Source organism: Pseudomonas sp. MIACH (genome assembly GCF_001269925.1).
Lineage (GTDB): Bacteria > Pseudomonadota > Gammaproteobacteria > Pseudomonadales > Pseudomonadaceae > Aquipseudomonas.
Genome location: NZ_LHVO01000052.1, coordinates 1 through 20,662 on the forward strand (window position 1 = coordinate 1; position 20,662 = coordinate 20,662).

At 59.6% G+C, this 20,662-nt stretch carries 17 protein-coding genes; 4 read left to right on the forward strand and 13 right to left on the reverse strand.

Annotation, left to right across the window (positions count from 1 at the left end; all coding sequences use genetic code 11):
* The coding region (locus AD670_RS31785) for a hypothetical protein (protein WP_218187631.1) at positions 1–212 on the forward strand (212 nt) is incomplete at its 5' end.
* 87 nt (positions 213–299) lie between these two features.
* Complete coding sequence (locus tag AD670_RS19500; RefSeq protein WP_053135963.1) at positions 300–2,108, forward strand: hypothetical protein; 1,809 nt, start codon at positions 300–302, stop codon at positions 2,106–2,108.
* A 6-nt stretch (positions 2,109–2,114) separates the two neighbouring features.
* Here the strand turns inward: AD670_RS19500 and AD670_RS19505 are convergent, their stop codons facing one another.
* Complete coding sequence (locus AD670_RS19505) at positions 2,115–4,367, reverse strand: ATP-dependent DNA helicase (RefSeq protein WP_053135966.1); 2,253 nt, start codon at positions 4,365–4,367, stop codon at positions 2,115–2,117.
* Positions 4,364–6,013, reverse strand: a complete 1,650-nt coding sequence (locus tag AD670_RS19510; RefSeq protein WP_053135968.1) for a VRR-NUC domain-containing protein — start codon at positions 6,011–6,013, stop codon at positions 4,364–4,366. Before AD670_RS19510 ends, AD670_RS19505 begins: the two co-directional genes overlap by 4 nt.
* Positions 6,014–6,200: 187 nt before the next feature.
* Between AD670_RS19510 and AD670_RS19515 the strand changes: the two genes are divergently transcribed.
* A complete protein-coding gene (locus tag AD670_RS19515; protein WP_053135971.1) occupies positions 6,201–6,425 on the forward strand; it encodes a YgdI/YgdR family lipoprotein in 225 nt (74 codons plus the stop codon).
* A gap of 57 nt (positions 6,426–6,482) precedes the next feature.
* Here AD670_RS19515 and AD670_RS19520 read toward each other — a convergent pair whose 3' ends face one another.
* The 8 genes from AD670_RS19520 to AD670_RS19555 all read right to left on the reverse strand — a co-directional run bounded on the left by AD670_RS19520 (position 6,483) and on the right by AD670_RS19555 (position 17,194).
* Complete coding sequence (locus AD670_RS19520) at positions 6,483–7,895, reverse strand: lipase (protein WP_053135974.1); 1,413 nt, start codon at positions 7,893–7,895, stop codon at positions 6,483–6,485.
* A 40-nt stretch (positions 7,896–7,935) separates the two neighbouring features.
* On the reverse strand, positions 7,936–9,273 hold the full coding sequence (locus tag AD670_RS19525) for a TolC family outer membrane protein (RefSeq protein ID WP_053135977.1): 1,338 nt from the start codon (positions 9,271–9,273) through the stop codon (positions 7,936–7,938).
* Between the two features lie 2 nt (positions 9,274–9,275).
* Positions 9,276–10,568 carry an HlyD family type I secretion periplasmic adaptor subunit gene (locus tag AD670_RS19530; protein WP_053135979.1) on the reverse strand — a complete coding sequence of 431 codons (1,293 nt, stop codon included), beginning with the start codon at positions 10,566–10,568 and terminating at the stop codon, positions 9,276–9,278.
* A gap of 97 nt (positions 10,569–10,665) precedes the next feature.
* Positions 10,666–12,393 (reverse strand): type I secretion system permease/ATPase, encoded by a 1,728-nt coding sequence (locus AD670_RS19535; protein ID WP_053135981.1) that lies wholly within the window; start codon positions 12,391–12,393, stop codon positions 10,666–10,668.
* 105 nt (positions 12,394–12,498) lie between these two features.
* Positions 12,499–12,867 (reverse strand): protease inhibitor Inh/omp19 family protein, encoded by a 369-nt coding sequence (locus tag AD670_RS19540; protein ID WP_053135984.1) that lies wholly within the window; start codon positions 12,865–12,867, stop codon positions 12,499–12,501.
* Between the two features lie 49 nt (positions 12,868–12,916).
* Complete coding sequence (locus tag AD670_RS19545; protein WP_053135987.1) at positions 12,917–14,350, reverse strand: serralysin family metalloprotease; 1,434 nt, start codon at positions 14,348–14,350, stop codon at positions 12,917–12,919.
* A 366-nt stretch (positions 14,351–14,716) separates the two neighbouring features.
* Complete coding sequence (locus tag AD670_RS19550) at positions 14,717–15,820, reverse strand: P1 family peptidase (protein WP_053135990.1); 1,104 nt, start codon at positions 15,818–15,820, stop codon at positions 14,717–14,719.
* A gap of 9 nt (positions 15,821–15,829) precedes the next feature.
* Entirely contained in the window at positions 15,830–17,194 is a 1,365-nt protein-coding gene (locus tag AD670_RS19555) for an APC family permease (protein ID WP_053135993.1), read from the reverse strand.
* 198 nt (positions 17,195–17,392) lie between these two features.
* On the opposite strand from AD670_RS19555, the gene AD670_RS19560 reads away from it, so the two are divergent.
* On the forward strand, positions 17,393–18,178 hold the full coding sequence (locus AD670_RS19560) for a LuxR C-terminal-related transcriptional regulator (protein ID WP_053135996.1): 786 nt from the start codon (positions 17,393–17,395) through the stop codon (positions 18,176–18,178).
* A 98-nt stretch (positions 18,179–18,276) separates the two neighbouring features.
* Here the strand turns inward: AD670_RS19560 and AD670_RS19565 are convergent, their stop codons facing one another.
* The 3 genes from AD670_RS19565 to AD670_RS19575 all read right to left on the reverse strand — a co-directional run bounded on the left by AD670_RS19565 (position 18,277) and on the right by AD670_RS19575 (position 20,622).
* On the reverse strand, positions 18,277–18,738 hold the full coding sequence (locus AD670_RS19565; RefSeq protein ID WP_053135998.1) for a M10 family metallopeptidase C-terminal domain-containing protein: 462 nt from the start codon (positions 18,736–18,738) through the stop codon (positions 18,277–18,279).
* A 264-nt stretch (positions 18,739–19,002) separates the two neighbouring features.
* Complete coding sequence (locus AD670_RS19570; RefSeq protein ID WP_053136001.1) at positions 19,003–19,437, reverse strand: hypothetical protein; 435 nt, start codon at positions 19,435–19,437, stop codon at positions 19,003–19,005.
* A 105-nt stretch (positions 19,438–19,542) separates the two neighbouring features.
* The gene (locus AD670_RS19575) at positions 19,543–20,622 is read right to left on the reverse strand and encodes a polyamine ABC transporter substrate-binding protein (protein WP_053136004.1); all 1,080 of its coding nucleotides are present in this window, start codon (positions 20,620–20,622) and stop codon (positions 19,543–19,545) included.
* Positions 20,623–20,662: the final 40 nt, after the last annotated feature.

The window sequence follows — 20,662 nt, forward strand, 5'->3', positions numbered from 1 at the left end:
TTTCTTTAACGTTTCTTCATCGTCACGCCACAGTCACTTTTTATAACAAAAACAAGCTCTTGAATAAACTTTTCCTATTAGGGTCTTTAGACGGTGGCGAGTTGCATCATTGGATTGAGCTTATGGCACCGGCGGATGAAATTATAACGCACATAGATATTGAGACTTTTGATCACTCGATGCTGGACAACTTTACATTTCATGCGCGATGACAGGCAAACATGGAAATCACGCAAATCTATCAGGCATGACATTTAGAACTGAATGCACTGCCCCAGATACAAACAGGAAGGATCATCATGCTTAAGTTGATTGAAGACTTCAAAGACGCCACCACCGGATTAGGTCCGCTGTATTTTCCCGCTCTGTTTCCGGCTAACGCCAATACCCCGGGTGTCGATGGCAGCCTGGGACAGCGTCACAGCGAACACCCTCAGATGGTCTACATCAATCGCCCGAAAAACGCCTACATCGGCGAGTTGCTGGAGTTATACATCGACGATAAACGCCTCCCCGTGTCTTACACGTTCATCCGGGAAGAGGATAATCCGCTGGCACTGATTCCGTTGCTGCTGCCCACCACCAGCATCCGCCCCAGTTGGATAAATCCATTGGAGTGCCGTATCAACCAAACGGGCGAGTCGTCATTACCCCTACGTTTGCGGGTGGACCTCAATCCTCCCGCCGGCGCTGACCCGAACTCCGATGACGCTGGCCATCAAGGCCTTAAGATGCAGTTACCTGAGGACATCTTGATCCATGGCCTCAGCGAGATCAGGGCTCGCGAGGACGTTATCGTTACGGTACGGCCCTATCGGCACATGGCCAAAAATGATCGGATCCTGCTGTGCTGGGGCGATCAACAGATTTATCACTGGGTCAAGGAATCGGAGTTCGGTCACCCTATCAGCATACGAGTCCCTTACGCGCTGATCATGCAGGCTCATGACAGCCGACAATTTCGCGTGATTGTGCAAGTTCGTGGCCATACGGGCAATTTCATGACCCCACGCTGGTCCGCCGCCACAGAGCTTGATGTCTACGTACACCCAACCCCCCTGGACCCACTGCCACCACTGGAGCCCCCGATCCTGGAAGGTGCTGACCCGCAGACCCATGTAATTGACCTTGAAGCGCTCGCGGGAGGGCCTGTGACCTGTGTCGTTTACGCAACACGCGACTATTTCGAAGTCAATGACACCCTGCATCTGTACTGCCAAGGCATCGATGCGCAAGGAAGGGTACTGACTCACCACGAAGAACGGCGCATCGAAAAAGTCAACCAATCCCTACGTATCCCCCTGGGCTACGAGTACCTACGGGATATGGCCCAGGGCCTGGTCAGCGTCTATTACGTCCTTGAAAAACATGATGACTTCGGGGTCATCCATTCCCACGCCAGCTATGCCACGGTGCAGGGCGACATACCACAGTGGCCACAGCCACACCTGAACGGACCTCTGATCAACGGGCATTTGTCGCCCGATACAACAGGCCTCAGCGTGTTTGTACCGTTCCATAAATACTGGAAGCCTTCGGACTTGATCAGTTTGGTTTGGTTGTTACCCGACCCGAATGGCCCAGTGGAATATCGGTTCAGCCGTAGTGCGGGTGATCGCCCGCAAAACGGCCTGCTGGAGTTCGAACTGCCGGCGGTCGAGAGCAAGCGTTTTGAAGGCCGACCTTCGCAGTTGTATTACGAGGCCAGCGACCTTGCGGGCGATCAGGCAAGGCTCGGCGAGTCATTGCGATTGACATTGACAGTGGGTGAGCCTTGGGCCCGTATGCTCGCCCCCGTGGTCCGTAATGTGGTGGATCATGAACTGGATGTGAGCCAGGCATCGGAAGGGGCAGTGGTACTCATCCATGATACGCCGGAGAACAGCATCGTCATGCTTAATTGGGTCGGCCCAGAAGCCAGTATCGCTATCCCGTCAAACCCCACCGAGCCCATCGGTATGCCCCGCCGGATTGTAGTTCCGGCACATGTCGTCATGGACAACGTGGGCAAGGCGGTCAAGCTTTACTGGACCAGCACCCCTGAAGGAAAACCGCTACGTTACTCGGAAGTGTCGACCGTTTGGATAGTGGACAAGGCCCGGCCGTAACCGCAATCAGGTCACGACCCACCAGCGCGGCAACAACTGACGGACCCGCGCCTCCCCAAACCGATCATCCATCAACATCACCACCCCTCGGTCGTGCTGGCTGCGGATCACCCTCCCCGCCGCCTGCACGACTTTTTGAACGCCGGGGTACAGGTAGGTGTAGTCGTAGCCGGCGCCAAAAATCGCTGCCATGCGCAGTTTTATCTGCTCGTTGACCGGGTTGAGTTGCGGCAAGCCCAGGGTGGCGATAAATGCGCCGATCAGGCGTGCACCTGGCAAGTCGATGCCCTCGCCAAACGCGCCGCCCAGCACGGCAAAGCCGATGCCTTGGCTATGTTCGGTGAATTGGTCGAGAAACCCTTGGCGTTCGGCCTCGGCCATGCCCCGCGACTGGTGCCACAACGGGATCTGCGGGTGTGTTTCGGCGAGCAGTTGCGCCACCTGTTGCAAGTAATCAAAGCTTGAGAAAAACGCCAGGTAGTTACCCGGTTGCAGGGCGAACTGGCGGGCGATCAGTTCGACAATCGGCGCCAGCGAGGCTTGGCGATGCACGAAACGGGTGGAGATTGCGTCGACAATGCGTACCTGCAGTTGCTCGGCCTTGAACGGCGATTCCACATCGACCCAAGCTGTGTCCGTCGGCAGCCCGAGCAGGTCGGCGTAGTAGTGGCGTGGGCTCAATGTGGCGGAAAACAACACGCTGCTGCGGGCTGCCGTCAAGCGCGGTCGAATGAACTCGGCGGGCACCACGTTGCGCAGGCACAGGGTTGAGCTGCTGCGTTTGCCGCCGAGCTGGCGTTTGCTGATGTCGAAGATGAAGTGTTCGTTGAACAGTTCGGCGACTTTGGCAAATTGCAGGGCCTCGAAGTAGAAGGCTTGCAGGTCGCCGCTGAGGGCTTCGGGATGGTCGTTGAAGTAATCGCCGAGGGCGCTGGTGCACAGGCTCAGGGCCTGGAGCAGTTTGTCCGGGCGCACGGTGTAAGCCTGGTACGGCGCGAGCTGGTCCTTGTGCAAGGCGTTCCATTCGCGATTGAGGCGCTGCAAGGGTTTCTTCAGCGGCTCGGGCGCGGTGTCGCGCAGGGTCTTGAGGCTGTATTGGTCGAGGCTGGCGCTGTACATCGAGCGGGCGCGCTCGACCAGGTTGTGGGCTTCGTCCACCAGTACGGCAGCGCGCCATTGGTTGAGCTGGGCCAGGCCAAAGAGCATGGCGCCGAAGTCGAAATAGTAGTTGTAGTCGGCGACCACCAGGTCGGCCCAACGCGCCATTTCCTGGCTCAGGTAATAGGGGCATACCCCGTGAGCGAGGGCGACATCGCGCAGGTTGCGCTGGTCGAGCAGGCGCACCTTGGACGCGGCGATGCGTGCGGCGGGCAGGCGGTCGTAGAAGCCTTTGGCCAACGGGCAGGAGTCGCCGTGGCAGGCTTTGTCCAGGTGTTCGCAGGCTTTGTCCCGCGCGACCAGTTCAAGGACGCGCAGGGGCAAGTCGCTGCTGGCGTGCAGTACCTTGGCCGCATCCAGGGCCAGTTTGCGACCGGGAGTCTTGGCGGTGAGGAAAAACACCTTGTCCAGTTGCTGGGGTGCCACGGCCTTGAGCAGCGGGAAGATCGTGCCGATGGTCTTGCCGATGCCGGTGGGTGCCTGGGCCATCAGGCAGCGACCGGTGCTGACGGCCTTGTACACCGACTCGGCCAACGCGCGTTGGCCGGGACGGAAGTCGGCATGGGGGAACCCCAGGGTTTGCGCCGCCGTGTTGCACGCTTCGCGGTGCTGCATTTCCTGGCGAGCCCAGCCCAGAAACAGTGCGCATTGCTGGTTGAAGAACCCTTCCAGCTCGGACGCCTGGAAGCGTTGATCGAGCAGGGTCTCGCCCTCGCCGACGATGTCGAAATACACCAGCGCCAGGTCGATTTCCGTCAGCCCGAGCTTCTGGCACATCAGCCAGCCATATACCTTGACCTGGGCCCAATGCAGTTGCCGGTGGTTGGCGGGCTGGGCATCGAGGTCGCCGCGATAGGTCTTCACTTCTTCCAGGCGGTTGGCGTCCGGGTCATAGCCGTCGGCCCTGCCCCGTACCTTGAGTTGTTGGTACTCACCTTCCAGGGCCACTTCGTTCTGGTAGTGCGCACTGCGGCGTGAGGCCACGGTGCGGTGGCCGACAATGCCTTCCTGGGCACTCGGCGATGGGGTAAAGCGCAGGTCCAGGTCGCCGACCTTGGCCGTGAACTCGCACAGTGCTCGCACGGCCACGCTGTAGCTCAAGCGGGCTGCTCCGCCCAACGCACGTAACAGACCGTCACTGGCATCTGGTACTCGCCACAGAACGCCAGCCAGCGCAGTTGGTTGTCTTGCAAGCGGTCGCCGGGGCCTTTGACTTCGATCATGCGGTAGGTTTTTTCGGCGGGCCAGAACTGGATCAGGTCCGGCATGCCGGCGCGGTTGGCGCGGATGTCCAGCAGCAGGCGTTCGAACCAGTAGCGCAAGTGTTCGGCGGGCAAGCAGTGCAACGCCTGTTCCAGCAGTTCTTCACTGAGCAGGTTCCAGAAGACGAAGGGTGATTGGATCCCCCATTTTTCCGCGTAGCGTTGGCGGATCGTGGCCTTGTAGCGATCATCCTGCAGTTGCTCCAGGCATGCGGCGAACAGCGGCGCACGGCGTTGGTGGAAGTCTTCGCTGTGCAGGTCCGCCGGCCCGCGCTGGAACGGGTGGAAAAACGCCCCCGGCAGCGGCGCGAAGATCACCTCCCAGCACAGCAGGCCAAACAGCGAATTGATCAGGCCGTTTTCGACGTAGTGCACCGGCGCATCCGGTTCGCTCAGGTGGGCCTGGACGCAGTACTCCACCGACATCAGGGGTTCAGGCAGTGCCAGTTCAAGGTCCAGGCGCGGGACTTCCCGGGGCTTGAGAGTGGGCAGCCGGGGTTCACCCAGCTTGCGCCGCAGACGTGGCATGACGCGCAACAGGTGTTGCTGTTCGGCGGCACTTTCCGGTGACTGTTGCGCGATGCTCGCCAGGGCCATGGCCTGGGCGTAATCCTCCTGGCGTTCCAGCACGCGAATCAGTCGCGCGCGGGCGCCGGGGTAGGCGCAGGTGCGATAGATCTGCGCCGCCAACGCCAATTCGGCGCTGCGCTCGCAATACTGACCCAGTTGGAACAACAGCTTGGCCCGGCGTTTTTCCAACCATGGGTTGTCGGTGGTCAGCAAGGCCACTTGCGCCAGCACATCCTGCAGCGCCTCACCGCGTTCAAAGGCTTGCTGGCATTGGTGCAGGAACAGCACGCCGTGCACGTCGTCACGGCTGCGCAAGCCACGGGATTCGGCACAGAACTGGACTTTTTCGTAGGTGTAGATGCCCAGGTCCGCCAGCACGAACTCCGACCAATCCTGGTGCAGGTTGCCGAAGAACATCAGGCGCAATCGCTCGCACAAGTCCATCACAGTGAGGCTGTACAGCGGTTCGGCAAGCTCGGGACACCACTGCGCAAAGCTGCGGGTTTCGGTGAACTGCGTCGCCAAGCCCTCAAGCCAGTCGGTCTTCTTGCCCCTGGGCTGCTCGATCCAGGGTTTGAAGGTGCTGAGGATTTCGCCTTTTTGCAGCAACGCAAACAACACCTCAAACGCCAGTGGGGATTGGTCATCGACCCAACCCAATTGTCTTAAGGGCCCCACAGCCCCATGGGTACACCCGATCTCTGGGTAGCGGAGTTTGCCCGCGCGAAAATGCACGCCCTTGCGCATCACCATGCGCACCAACAGCGCCTGGGACGCTTGGGGCAACCTGTCGAATTGCTGAATGAAATGCTGTTCGTCCGCATCGAGCAGGTCCGCATAGCGTTGCCCCAGCCAATGCAGGACCTGGCGGAAGTTATGCAGGTAATAGAGCGGGTTTTCGAGGGGGTTGGCCATGGTACGCATTGATCAAATACTGGTTATGCATACAGAGTGCCGCCACCCATGCGCTGTTGCAATCGGTAATAGATAAATGGCGCACGCAACTTTTTGTATAAAAGTGATCAGATGGGGGAGTCGATGGCGTAACATTTATGGCCCGCAGCCCTTGGCGCGGGACTTTTCAGGGTTAACGGTAAGGGTTATGAACATGAAGAATTTGGGTCTGCCACTGGTTGCACTCACTTTTCTGGTATTGGCCGGTTGCGCGACGCAAACCGTAGTAACACTGCAAAACGGTACGCAGTATTTGACCAAGGACTCCCCAAAAACCAAGACCGCCGACGGGTTTTATGAATTCACCGATATCGCCGGCAAGCGCGTCCGGGTCAAAGCCGACGATGTAGCCACGGTGCGTAAAGAAGACTGATTTCCAGCCGCCAGCGCTGTCCAAATGTGGGAGGGGGGCAAACCCCCTCCCACAGTTTTAACCGATAACGATCCCCTCCCCCGACAATCCAACCACCCCCACCAACGTCACCGAATCCCCACCAAAGCTGATCACGGTGTCGCCGCTGTGTTCGCGGTATTCCACGCTGCCCTCCACCCCCTTGAACACCAGCTTGTCCGTCGTTTGATAGCCGATGATCCGGTCCTGGCCAAACTGCCCGCTGAACAAAAAGGTGTTATGCCCGCTGCTGTCGCGGAGGGTGTCATTGCCCTTGCCGCCCTCGATAAAGTCTGCGCCCTTGCCGCCCTGGATCAGGTCATTGCCGTCGCTGCCAATGATGAAGGTGTTGCCCTTGTGCGGTTCGGCATTGCGGTTGAGGTCCTGTACCCAGGTGGTGGCCCGGGCGGGGTCGGACAGGTTGGCCACGATGATGGTCGAGTCGCGGCTCATCTGCTCATAGAAACCGGATTCCACAATGCGCGTCATGCCATCGCCATAACCCGTGGGCAAATGCGAGATCCAGGTCGGCAGGTTGGTGATGGAAAACGGCAGCACATTCCACAGCACCGAGGCGTAGTGGTCGTTGAAGCTGACGATATTGTCGGTGGTCGATTCATGGGGTTTGTCATGCACGCCCAATGACGACCAATTGAAGGATGAGCCGTCCAGCGCACGGAATACCGGGTCGTTTTCATAGCCGATATTAAGCACCTTGTCGCCGGCGCTCTGGGTCGGCGAGGCGTAGGCCACGTAGTTGGCATCCTTGTAGAAACCGGCCCATTTGCCGCTGCTCAAATCGGCCATGCTGTTGACGGCCAGGCCGCCCAGGCTGTGGCCGCTGACGACTACGTCGTGGCCGCTGAGGCCGTGGGCACTGGCGTACTCGGCGACGTTCTTGAGCAGGCCGCCAAAGGCTTCGCCGGCGTAGTTCTTGGCGTAATCCTTGGGCCCCAAGGCCGCGAGCAGATCGCTGACCAGGTCGCCAATGGAGTCGCTGATCAGCGTTTCCCGAGGACCCGACGTACCGCGAAAACCGATACCGATTTCCAACAACTTGCCGGCGTCATCGTACTTGCCCAGTACCTCGACCTGGGCCGTGGTGTAGCCGGCCTTTTCGCCGAAGAACGTGCCACGGGCGTCGACCTTGCCGGTATAGCCCAAGGTGCTTGCGCTGATGGGTGTCCAACCGGCTTGTTGCACCGCTTCCAGGGCAGCTTTTTCCGAATCCGGGTTCCAGGGAATGCCGGGAATCACGCCCTGGGAATCCGTGCTGCCCAGCAGAGCACCGACCAGCGTGGCCGGTAAACCGAGCCCCAGGCCGTTGTGCTGGTAGCCCACGGCAAAGCCGTTATCCAGGTTGTGGTAGGTATACAGCGTGATCGCCATGGCATCGGCGAACAACGCTTTGGAGTCCTCGGCCCCGAGGTTTTTATAGTCAAACACGCCCATGGTCTTGCCTCTCTGTTGTTGGAATTGTCGAGAAAGCCAATCAATGCGGTGCCGGTCCGAACGCCTCATCCACCTTGGCCAGGTCGGTGTCGCGCAGGTTGCCGGCGTAGTAATGCAATTTGGTCCAGGCCATCAGGTAGTCGTAACGCGCCTGGGCCAGGTCACGCCGCGTGCTGTAGAGCTGTTGCTCGGCGTTCAACGCATCGAGGTTGACCCGCTCGCCACCGAGGATGCTTTGCTTGGTCGACACCACCAGCGCTTCTGCCGAGGTCAGGGCCTTTTGGTAAGCGCGCAGTTTGCTCACACCGGACAGGCAGGCACTGAACTGCCGACGCAATTCGATCAGGGTCTCGCGGGTCTTGCCTTCCAGTTCGTACTCGGCCTGTTCCATGGCTCGGCTGGCCTGGCGGGTGGATGCGGAGATGCCGCCACCGGCATACAGCGGCAGGCTGACTTCCACGCCGATGGTGTTGGTGTCGTAACGCTGGTTGTAGGTGTTGCCGCTGTCGGACTCCTGCTGACGCGAGCTGGCATACGCGGTGACCTTGGGCAGATGCCCGGCGCGGTTGCGCTCCACTTCATATCGCGCCACTTCCAGAGCCTGGCGCTGGGACGCGAGCGTGGGGTTGTTGCTGATCGCCAGTTCATGCCAGGTGTCGTAGTTGGCCGGGGTCAAGGTGAACGCAGCAAAGCTCTGGTTGAGCGGCGCCAGGTCGTGGATGTTGACGCTCTGCACACCGATCAACGCGCCCAGTTCTCTTAACGAGGCGTCCTGTTCGTCCAGTGCCTGGATTTCTTCGGCTGTGGCCAGCTCATAGCGCGACTCGGCTTCGAGAATATCGGTGCGGGTGCCCTCGCCTTGCTGGAACAGGTGCCGGTTCTGCTGGAACTGCTGCTCGAAGGCCTTCTTCTTGGCGCGGGCGATGTCGATCTGGTCCTGGGCAAACAGCGCCTGGGTGTAGTAGCTCAGCACCCGCACCAGCAGGGCCTGGCTCTTGTCGCGAAAGCTTTCATCGGCGAACAGCGCCTGGGCCACGCCTTTGCGGTAATTGGCGTAGGCCTCGTAGTCAAACAACGGCTGTTGCAGGCTGAAGGTCGAGCCATAGCTGTTGTAGTTGCGGTCGTCGTGATAAGTGCCGCCGCGCCCGTCGGGCAAGGTGGCCTGGGAGTTGTTGCGGCCCTTGTTGTAGTTGTACGACAGCTTGGGCAGCAGGCCCGCGCGGCCGATGGTGCGGTTTTCCAGGCCGGCGTCGCGCTCCTTGATCGCGCCGAGAAACACCGGATCGTTGCGCAGGGCCTGCTCGTACACATCGAACGGGCCCATGGCGGCCTGGGCATTTGCGCAGGTCAACAGCAAGGCGATGAACACAGGTTTCATGCTCATTCCTCGGTCAACGCGGAGCCGGCGCGGTCGAGCAACGGCTTAAACAGGTAATTGAGCAACGAACGCTCGCCGGTGCGCACGAACATCTCGGCGGGCATGCCTGGCTTGATTACCAGGCCGTGGAGTGTCTCCAGCGCCGCCTCGCTGACGGTGGTGCGCAGCACGTAATACGGCGCGCCGGTTTTTTCATCGAGCATCTGGTCGGCAGAAATCAGACTGACCTCCCCCGGCACACGCGGGGTGCGGCTCTGATTGAAGGCGGTGAACAGAATATCCACCGGCAGGTGGGTGCCGACCTTGTCCACCAGGTGCACCGGCAAGTGCCCTTCGACTTCCAGGCGCGTGCCCTGGGGCACGATTTCCAGCAGGGTTTCACCGGCACGCACCACGGCGCCCTCGGTGTGCACGCTGAGGTTGACCGCAATGCCGTCGGCCGGCGCGTTGATCTCGCTGTGTTGCAAGTCGAAGCCGGCCGAGGTGAGTTGCTGCTCCAGGGTCAGGCTGCGCAATTGCGCGTCGGCCAATTGGCTGCGCACTTCCTTCTGGTATTCCTCGCTGTGCTGCTGCAATTTCAGGCGCGATTCGAGAATGCCCTGCTCCACCCGGCCGCTTTCGCCGGTGTTCTGCGCCAGGTCCTGTTGCACCTGGGACAGCTGGCGTTGGTACTCCATCAACCGGTTGCGCGGGATATAGCCGTTGTCGGCCAAAGGTTGCAGGTTGCTCAATTGCTCGCGCAGGGACTGGGCCTGGGCGGTCAGGTCGCTGCGGGCGCGGCGCATGCCGTTGAGCTGCGCCGTGGCGCCCTCGATATTTGCGCGGATGCCTGCCTGTTCACGGGCAAAGGCTTCGCGACGGCTGCTGAACAGTTGGCGCTGGCCTTCCAGTACCAACGCCAATGCCGGGTCGGGGCTGCTGCTCAGCTCGGCGGGAAAGGTGATCGAGGATTGATTGTCGCGCTCGCTCTGCCAACGCGCGACGCTGGCCCAGGCCATGCGGTACTGGGCTTGCAGGGACTGCACGTCGGCCTGGTGCTGGGTCTGGTCGAGACGGAACAGCGGCTGGCCTTGCTTCACCCACTGCCCTTCCTTCACCAGAATCCGACTGACCACCCCAGGGCTGAAGGTTTGCACCGCCTTGCGTTTGCCCGAGACCACCACCGTGCCCTGCACCGGGATGCCCTGGTCCAGGGGCGCCAGGCTGGCCCAGAGGAAAAAGCCACCGGCACCGACCACGGTCAGGAGCCAGCCCATGCGTACGAAAAATCGGGCGTCGTGTTGTTCGTGAATCATGCTGACATCCTTACTGCTTGACGCAAAACCTGTAGGAGCGAGCTTGCTCGCGAAAAACTCAGCGTCACCGCGTGTATCCAATCAGGGCGCGTCATCGTTAATGCCCTTCGCGAGCAAGCTCGCTCCTACCTTGGGGCGCTGGGTCCCGGTGGCCGGACAACGCCCGCAGCACATCCTGGCTCGGCCCGAACGCCTGCAAACGCCCTTCGTTGAGCACCAGCAACTTGTCGGCCTGGGCCAAGGCCGAAGAACGGTGGGTCACCAGCACTACACTGCTGCCCTGCGCCTTCATCTGCACAATGGCGCTGGCCAGCGCAGCTTCGCCGACGGTGTCGAGGTTGGAGTTGGGCTCGTCCAGCACGATCAGCCGCGGCCCGCCGTACAGCGCACGCGCCAGGGCCACCCGTTGTTTCTGGCCACCGGACAGGCCACCCCCGTTATCGCCCAGGACCGTGTCGTAACCGTGGGGCAGCCGCAGGATCAATTCGTGTACGCCGGCTTGTTGCGCAGCCTTCACCACCCACTCGGGGTCGGCCTCGCGAAAGCGTGCGATGTTGTCGGCGATACTGCCGCTGAACAGTTCGATGTCCTGGGGCAGATAGCCGATGTGCGGGCCGAGGTCGTCGCGGTCCCAACGATGGATGTCCGCGCCATCCAAACGCACGGTGCCAGCCAGGGTCGGCCACACGCCCACCAGCACGCGGGCCAGGGTAGATTTGCCGGAGCCGGAGGCGCCGAGCACGCCCAGCACTTCGCCGGCGCCAAGGGTGAAGCTGACCTGATGCAGGGTGGGCATGCGCCGCCCGGGCGGGCCCGCGCTGACCTGTTCAAAGCTGACCTGGCCCTTGGGCGCCGGTAATTTCATCTGCTCCACTTCCGGCGGGAACTCGCGCAGCAATTCGTCCAGGCGCTGGTAGGCCAGCTTGGCCGAACTCCATTGCTTCCAGACCGCAATCAGCTGGTCGATGGGGCTGAGTACGCGGCCCATCAGGATCGAGCCCGCGATCATCATCCCGGCGGTCATATCGCCCTTGATCACCAACAGTGCGCCCAGGCCCAGCACCAGGGATTGCAGGCACAGGCGCAAGGACTTGCTCAGAGAAGTGATCACCGAGCCGGTATCACTGGCTGTGTTCTGCAAACCCAGGAACTGCGAATGCACGGCGAACCAGCGGTGGCGCAACGCGCCGAGCATGCCCATGGCCTGGATGGTTTCGGCGTTGTGCAAATGGCTGGTGGCCAGTTGCGTCGACTGTTGGGAAAAACCACTGGCCTCGCCCAATGGCTTTTTCGTCAGGTATTCGTTGAGGCACGCAAGGCCGATCAACAGCAGCGCGCCGGCCGTGGCCAACACCCCGAGCCAGACGTTGAAGAGGAAAATCACCAACAGGTAGATGGGAAACCACGGCGCATCGAAGAACGCGAACAGCGCCGGTCCGGTGATGAATTGACGGATATGGGTCAGGTCGCCCAAGGATTGCCCGGCATGCCCCTGGCCGCGCTGCAGGTTGCGTTCGAACGCGGCCTTGTACACGCGCAAGTTGAAACGCCGTTCCAACTGGCTGCCAATACGGATCACGATAAAACTGCGGATCACTTCGAGCAGGCCAATAAAAGCAAAGAAGCCCACGACCATCAGCGTCAACATCACCAGGGTGGTTTCATTCTGGGAGGACAGCACACGGTCATACACTTGCAGCATGTAAATCGACGGCACCAGCATCAACAGGTTAATCAATGCCGTGAAGCAGCCAACGCTGATCAAGATGCTCTTGTATTCACCCAGCGCCTTGAATAAGGGCGCAACTGCATGGGGCTTGGCCATATGTTCTGATCTTCCTTGAACCAAATTACGCGCATAAGTTGCCCGCCCGTCCTTTTATAGCGGCCTGCCAACTAATGACATCGAGTTATAGCGTTATAGCAATAACTAAGGCACCCGTTTTAGTTCAACCACGGCGCCGGACTTCGTACGTGCCTGATACTCACCTTCTTTCTGACGATTCAGGTGGGTGATCCCGCTGCCTTCGGCATTGAATAGCCAGATACCGTCCGGGGTGGGCGACCACGTACGGGGAGTATCACCAAGCCATTGCGCGGCACAGGCCACATCGCCGCCCAGGGCATTGGCCTGTTCAAGCAGGTCGAGGGCACACGCCTGATCCTGCTGGTGCAACTGCCAGTGCCCGGCCAGTTGGGCGCTGGTGGGTAAAACAAGACTGCTCGCCATTGCGTGGGCTCCTGCCGACACGAACATCACCTGCAACACGCAGGCGATCACATTGTAAAAACGCTGCATCTGTACGCTCCAGCCGGGAGGCGCGGCGCTTGAGCGCCGCGCCCGTGGATCATGCCACGATGTCGCTGACCGCTGCCTGGCCGACGGTGGTGACGAGGAAATCCGCCACGCCGTGCCCGGAGAAGTCGACTGCCAGGGTACCCAGGTTGGTGCCTGCCGCGTAGCTCAACACCGCATCGCCGGCATGCCCGGTGAAGGCATTGACGAAGGTCAGGCCGGCCCCTTTGGTGATGCCGCTGAGGTCGATCTTGTCGGAGCCCGAGGTGAAGTCAAAGATCTTGTCCGCCGCCCCTGGCTTGGAATCGGAACTGGCACCGAACACAAACGTGTCGTTGCCCGCGCCGCCCCACAGTTGGTCCGCGCCGCCGCCACCGTAGATGAGGTCGTTGCCGGCGCCACCCTTGATCACGTTGGCCGCGTTATTGCCGATGATCAGGTCGTTGCCCGCACCGCCGAACGCGTTCTCGATGGTCACGCCCTTGGCGATGGAGACGTTGCCCACCAGGCCGCCAACGTCAGAGAACGAGGCCTCATTGAGGTTGATCTTCTGGTTCTGGGTGAAGCCGGAGAAGTCCAGGGTGTCGTTGCCGCCACCGTCCCAGACCGAGAACACCAGCTTGTCGGCGTTGGAAGTGGCGCTGAGGAAATCGCGCCCGGTGTTGGAGTTGAACCCGTAGGTGGTGTCGCCGGCACGGGTGTTGTAGTTGGCACCGTAGAGCTTCTGGATCGCGGCGATGTCGTCGATCAGCGGGCCAGAGGCATAGGCCTCAACCCCGCCTTTACTGAAGTTCTGGTTGGTGTTGCTCTCGCTCCAGTAGCTCATGAGGCTGTAGCCGCGCGTGTCCTGTCCATAGGTCGCGTCTTTGTAGGTAGGGGCGCCTTCGCCGGCGTTGTAGTCGCCAGGGTGAGCCAGGCCCAGGGTGTGGCCGATTTCGTGGGTCAGGGTCTGCCGGCCATAGTTGTTCAGGTCCGGGGTCTTGTTCGGCGTGTAGCTGTTGTTGGTCAGGTACCACGAAGTGCCGTCGTAGCCTGCACCGGTGCCGGGCAGGTAGGCGAAGGCTGCCGCGCCGTCCTGGCCGCTGCTGTAGTTGCCAAACGTCATGTGGCCGTCACCGCCGGTGGCTTTCTCGGTGAAGGTGACGTTGGCCACGTCCGACCAGGATTGCATGGCCAGGGCGGCCTGGGCTTTCTGCTGGGCGTTGAACTGGCTGAAGCCCGAGATACCATGTTTGTTCATGGTGCTCGAGGACGCCGACGTCAGGAAGGTGTAGGTCAGGTCGATCTTGCCGTTGCCATCAAAGTCCCGGTACGCGGCGCCGTCGCGCAGCAACTGGGTCGCGGCCTGGTCAACGGTGTAGGAGGGTTTGCCATTGATCGTGAGGTTGCCGCCACGGTCATACAGATGGCTGAAGCTATCGATTTGCGAGTAAGCGGTGCTGGCTTGCGCCGCCGACACGATAGCCTTGTCTTTTACTTTTGACATAAACGTACTTCCTTGTTTGCAAGTGCATCAGTCTTTGATCGATAGGAACCCCGCGGGCGAGATCGTCCTATCACTCGCCTCTTTTGAAGGCGTCACGAAACTGACACAACTTGAAATCTTTCGTCTACATCTTTTCCTGCATGAAAACTGGCCAATAAACATCGCCAACAAGTTTGGCGCCGTATCTATTGGGCAGCGGTGCCTTTGTCTGACAAAAGACACCGGGTACTTATTTAAATATTAAATAACGTTAAGGCCGCTCAAGTTGAGCGGCACACTTGATAATTGGATCCACTATATTGTCACCGTGTCATTGGCAACATTAAACAGCCACTATCTATATGATTATATCGGCGCTGTCCCCTATTACCGGGGCACACACCAGCCAGTGTTATGCAGTGCCTGTAACAACGTTTCACTTTTCAAGCCCGGCACCTGTACGCCGTCGTCGGTCACCATGTCTTCGCCAGCCAGGATCGCGTTGATGATGGCCTCCTCGACCGCCTCCGCCGCCGCGCTGAAGAGCGGTGAGATATGGTCGTTATTCACCATCTGCAAGGTGCTGCTCAACGGCAGGCCCTTGCGCGCGTAATCTGCTGGCGGCAAATCCTGGTTGCCGGTGGCGAAGGCCAGGAACAGGTCGCCGCTGGAATCCTCGGTGCCACCGCCGGTGCGCGCGATGCCGATCGACGCGCGTTGGGCCAGACGCTGGCACTGGTGTGGCAGCAAGGGCGCGTCAGTGGCGATGATCACCACGATCGAGCCCATGCCCGGCGTGCCCCGTTCGGCAAAGGGTGACGGAATGTCCATCAACTGGCGGCCCACCGGATAGCCGTCGACCCGCAGTTCCTGGCGCTTGCCGTGGTTGGCCTGCACCAGCACGCCGACGGTCCAGCCGCCCTGCTCCGCCGACAAACGACGCGAGGCGCTGCCGATACCGCCCTTGAATTCATGGCAGATCATCCCGGTGCCGCCGCCCACCGCGCCTTCTTGCACAGGGCCGGCCTCTGCGTTGTTCAACGCCTCGCGTACATGCTCAGGCTGCACATGCTGGCCCCAGATATCGTTGAGCAGGCCGTCGTAGGTTTCCATCACCACCGGCATGCACCAGTATACCGCCGGGTCCGCCAGGCGCTCGCGCTCCAGGGCTATCAGGGTGTCGCGCACAATACCGATGCTGTGGGTGTTGGTGATGGCCAGCGGCGTGGTCAACAGGCCCGCCTCGCTGATCCATTCCAGGCCCGTGGCGTCGCCGTTGCCGTTAAGCACGTGATACCCGGCAAAGCACGGTTGCAGCCGCGCTTCACCGGCGCGCGGCTGGACCACGCTGACACCGGTGCGTACCTGTTTGCCGTCGATGCGCGTCTTGAGGGTACTGTGACCGACCCGCACTCCGGGGACATCGGTGATGGCATTCAACTCACCGGGCGTGCCCAGCCCCAATGTGATGCCCAGTTGACGTGCTCGCATATCCACTCCTTACAATTTCTGAAACGCCGGACTTAACCGGCCACTGATGCAATACAGAATCACCGACAGGGCCAGCAAGCCGATGATGATCATGATGTCGCGCACTGACGCCGCCATCAGCAAGGTCACCAGTAGGTAGCCGGCGCCCAGCACAGCCGCCAGTGCCGGCAGCGGCCATAGCGGCATGCGATACGGATGCTCGCGATCACGCAACCGCACCCGGCTCATCAACGCGCTCAACGCCACCACCAGGTACACCAGCATGATCAGCAATACGCTGAACGAGGTGAGGTCGGCCAGGTTAGAGCTGAAGCTCAGCAGCGCCGATGGAATCGCCAGGAACAGCGTAGCCAGCCAGGGTGAATCCCAGCGCGGGTGGATACGTGTGAACAGTTTGTTGATGCCGGGCGTCCACAGCGCATCGCGCCCGCTGCTGAACACTACGCGGCCGATCTGGATCACGATGGCGACAATGGCGTTGAATACCGACAGGAAGATCCCCGCACTGACCAGGCGCGACAGGGTTTCGTTGCCATGGCTGGTCAAGAGGTAGCCGATGGGGTCCGGGCTGCTGATCATCGCACTCAGCGACGGCGCGCCGATCAACAGCGCAGTGATGGGGATCAGCTCGATCACCACCACCAGCCCCAGTGACCACAGCACCGCTTTGTGTACGCCCTTGCCGCCGCATTTCATGTCCTCGGCCAACAACACCGCCGGGCCGTATCCGTTGTAGGAAAACAGACCGATTCCCACTGCGCCGATCACCAGGGCCCAGGGCGCCAGGTGCAACACGCCGTTTTCGACGATCTGGGGTTGAAACAGCACACTGGCCGGCTGTACCGGGTTGCCGAAGCCAATCACGACGATCACCAGCAGTGCCGCCACTTCCAGCAGCAGGCAGGTGCCGGTGATCCAGGCATTGAGCTTGATATTGAGGATGCCCAGGGCGTAACTGCAGACCACGATCACCAGGGCGACAGCCTGTGAGTCGAACGTCGTGCCAAGGGCATTATTCAGGTACGTCGCCGCGCCCGTGGCCAGGACCGGCGGGATAAACAGCAGCATCACCAGCACGGTGAGGAACGTCGCGTAGCCGGCCATGCCGCCGAACACGCGCTTGGCATACACATACTCGCCACCGGCGCTGTTATGCGCGCGTCCCAGTTCGGCGTAGCAGAAGGCAAACATCAATGCCAGCAAGCCGGCCATCACAAAGGCAAGGAACACGCCGCTGCCGGCCTCTTGGATGGCAAAGGGGGCAATCACGAACACCGAGCTGGCGGGGGTCACCGCTGACACGGTAATGGCCACTACGTCGAAGACACTCAAGGTCGGTTTCAGTACGCCGTCGGGCGCTGGGGATGTGCTCATCTCGTTATCCTCTGTCGTTGTTCTTGGTGTGAGGCAGAAACGAAAGGTCTGAAGTGACGGGATATGTTTCCCGCTGAATGATGCCGACGGTAACCGCTGGGTTTATGCCAGCCAATTCCCCTATTGGCGTACTCCCCTTGACGACACCCGGTAAAAGCCGAACCCTTGGCCGATCTTTTACTGGCGGGAGCCTGCTACATGAGCCTGTTTCGTGAAGTCGGCATGCACGCCGGCCTGGGCCGCACCGTCGCGTACATCGGCACCGAGCGTTTCTGGAAACAGTTGGTGCTGTTGCTGCACCAGTGCGTGCCCTTCGATAACGCGCTGGCCATCTTCTATCCCCTTGATGGCCCACCCCAGGCCCTGGAGGAGTACGACGCCCAGCCGAGCAGCAAACCGGCGTCGATGCTGGCGTACCTCAATGGCCTGTATTTGCTCGATCCGTTTTTCCAGGCCTGTCGCGAGGGCTATGCCAGTGGCGTGTACCGCCTGGAGGAAGTGGCGCCGGACCATTTTCGCCAGAGCGAGTATTTCCTCAGCTACTTTCACGACAATGTGCTGGAAGACGAGGTGCAGTTGATCCTGCAGTTGCCGGGCGCAGGTACGTTGTCGCTGTCGCTGGGCATGCAGCGGCGATTCAGCGCTGAGGAGACCGGGTTGATGACGACCCTGGCGGCCTGGGTGCTGCCGTTGATGCAGCAGCATTGGCAACAAAGCACCCAGCGCGTGCCGGCCATGGACAGCCAGATCAGGGACGCCTTGAGCCAATTCGGCTGCGGCGTGCTCTCGGACCGCGAACTGGAAATCGCCCGCCTGGTGCTGCGCGGGTTCTCGTCCAAGGCCATGGCCGAACGCCTGAATATCTCGCCGGATACGGTGAAGGTGCACCGTCGGCATCTGTACGCGAAGCTGGATATCTCGTCACAGCCGGAACTGTTTTCGTTGTTTATCCAGTCGTTGGGGCATGACCTTGAAAACCCTTGAACGTATAAAACCCTGAACTTTTTATATAGGCGCGAAACGATCAAGCAGCGCAATGTTCACGCCTTGATCACCTTCACGCCCTCTTCATTTGGTCGGCATCACCAAAACTTTACATGCGCCGGCAGTAGTTTTACGTCATCAACTCGGATGGCGAAAAGCGGCCCCTTCTCCGTTAACTTCATGGTAAGCGTACTGAAACCAAAGGGACTATGGGATATATGCGCGTCGCCCACTTGCTGCGGCGGGCCAATCCGAACATGAACAATTTTTATATCGCTGTCCTTGACCATCTCGGACAAATCAATGCGGTCTTGTTTCGGGTTGAAGTTAAAGATGATATCGGAGTCATTGTTCAGGGAATCGCTGGCTTTTTCATATTTGAAAGTATTTGCGCCTGGCGCTCCAACCAGTTGGTCACTGCCTCCGCCGCCGATCAGCGTAGAGTCCTTGCCACGCTGGGCTTCGAGCCGCTCACGGCTGTCGGTACCGCGCAACACGGGGCGGCTATTTTCAGGGTACGTCCAGTGATTGATGGTAGGAAAACTTTGTACTAAGGCCATATTGATTACCTTTCGGAAATGTTTTGATTGGGTGGTGAGACGTGCAGCGCCGAGAAACTTCTCACGACAAAGACATCAACTTCCAGTCGGATTCTTTAACATCCCATTTCCGAAAAATATCAACGCTTATACAAAACATCATTCAACACTTCTCATCAAGTACCGGGTACCGCTTAATGTCGGAATATTGCTACACCACGCAACGCATTTCAGGAAATGAATTAGTGCCCAGGAGCGTAGGGCAATGCCCCACCTCCCTGGTAATCAACGGTTGACACCCGTCAGCTCGAACTCCACTTTGATCATGAACGTTCTGGTGTTGTCTTTCGTCCAAAACTCCAGTGTTCCTGCGATGACCGGCTCAGGGTCATCCGTCCTCGTCAAGTCCAAATGCCCCTTCGTTGCGTTCAGTCCATCTTCACCACCCCCCCTCAGAGGACGATAGGAAAAGTACTGAACCATTGGGTGGTTAAATTCATAAGAGCCGCTTTTCGCATCCTTGTCTTTGAGTTGCACCGAAATGACTGATCTGGCCGGAAAGCCGTCAGTCATATGCGCAAAAAAGCGTAATGAGCCTTGCATCTCATCACGATAGACATAATCTGATTCGAACGGTTCTTCCTTGCCATTTATGGTTACCGCGCCTTTCATATAACCTTTCGTAACGTTATCGGGTTTCACGTCATATTCGTTGCTCATGACCCTCTCCTATCAACAGTTGAACGTGAACGGTCATTAAACACTCGGCGTTGAAAAAAATAACCTGTCAGAAATAACAGTCTAGACAGGCGATTTTTTATGCTTTTATCGCCCCATACGGATGGTGTTCCACACCCGCGTACGAATCCGGTCGATATTCAGTGGCATCGCCTCCAGTGCGAACAACTTGCCCATCATTTCATCGCTTGGGTAGATCTTGGTGTCGGCCTTGATCTCAGGGTCTACCAGGCTATCCGCCGCACTGTTGCCGTTGGCGTAGTGCACGGCGTTGGTGATGTCTGCCATCACCTGGGGCTCCAGCAGGTAGTTCATGAACGCGTAGCCGGCCTTTTCATCGGGCGCATCGGCGGGCATGGCCACCATGTCGAACCAGATGGCGGCGCCTTCCTTGGGAATCCGATAGCCGATCTTCACGCCATTCTTGGCTTCCTTGGCGCGGCTTTCGGCTTGCAGTACGTCGCCGGAGAAGCCGACCGCCACGCAAATATCGCCATTGGCCAGGTCGCCGGTGTATTTCGAGGAGTGGAAGTACGCTACGTACGGCCGCACTTTCATCAGCAGCGCCTCGGCTTTCTTGTAGTCCTCGGGGTTTTTACTGTGGGGTGGCAACCCGAGGTAATTGAGGGCGATAGGCAGCAATTCCGGGCCATTGTCGAGGATCGCTACCCCGCACTTACTGAGTTTTTCCATGTACTCGGGCTTGAAGATCAGGTCCCAGGAATCCACCGGTGCGTTATCACCCAGTACCGCCTTGACCTTGTCGATGTTGTAGCCGATGCCGGTACTGCCCCATAGGTACGGGAAGCCGTGGGCATTACCCGGATCATTGTTTTCCAGGGCCTTGAGCAGCACGGGGTTGAGGTTTTTCCAGTTGGGCAACTGGCTTTTGTCGAGCTTCTTCAAGGCGCCGCCCTGGATCTGCCGCGCCATGAAGTGGTTGGACGGGAACACCACGTCGTATCCGGAGTTGCCGGTCATCAGCTTGCCGTCGAGGGTTTCGTTGCTGTCATACACGTCGTAGCTGAAACCGATGCCGGTCTGCTTCTGGAAGTTCTTCGTGGTGTCCGGCGCGATGTAACTGGACCAGTTGTAGATCTTCACCGTTTCGGCGGCCTGGCTGATGGACGCGACCACTATCAAGGGCAACAGGGCAATGGCTTTCATGGTTCGATTTCCTGGCGGTTTTAGGGCTGTTTTTATGGCA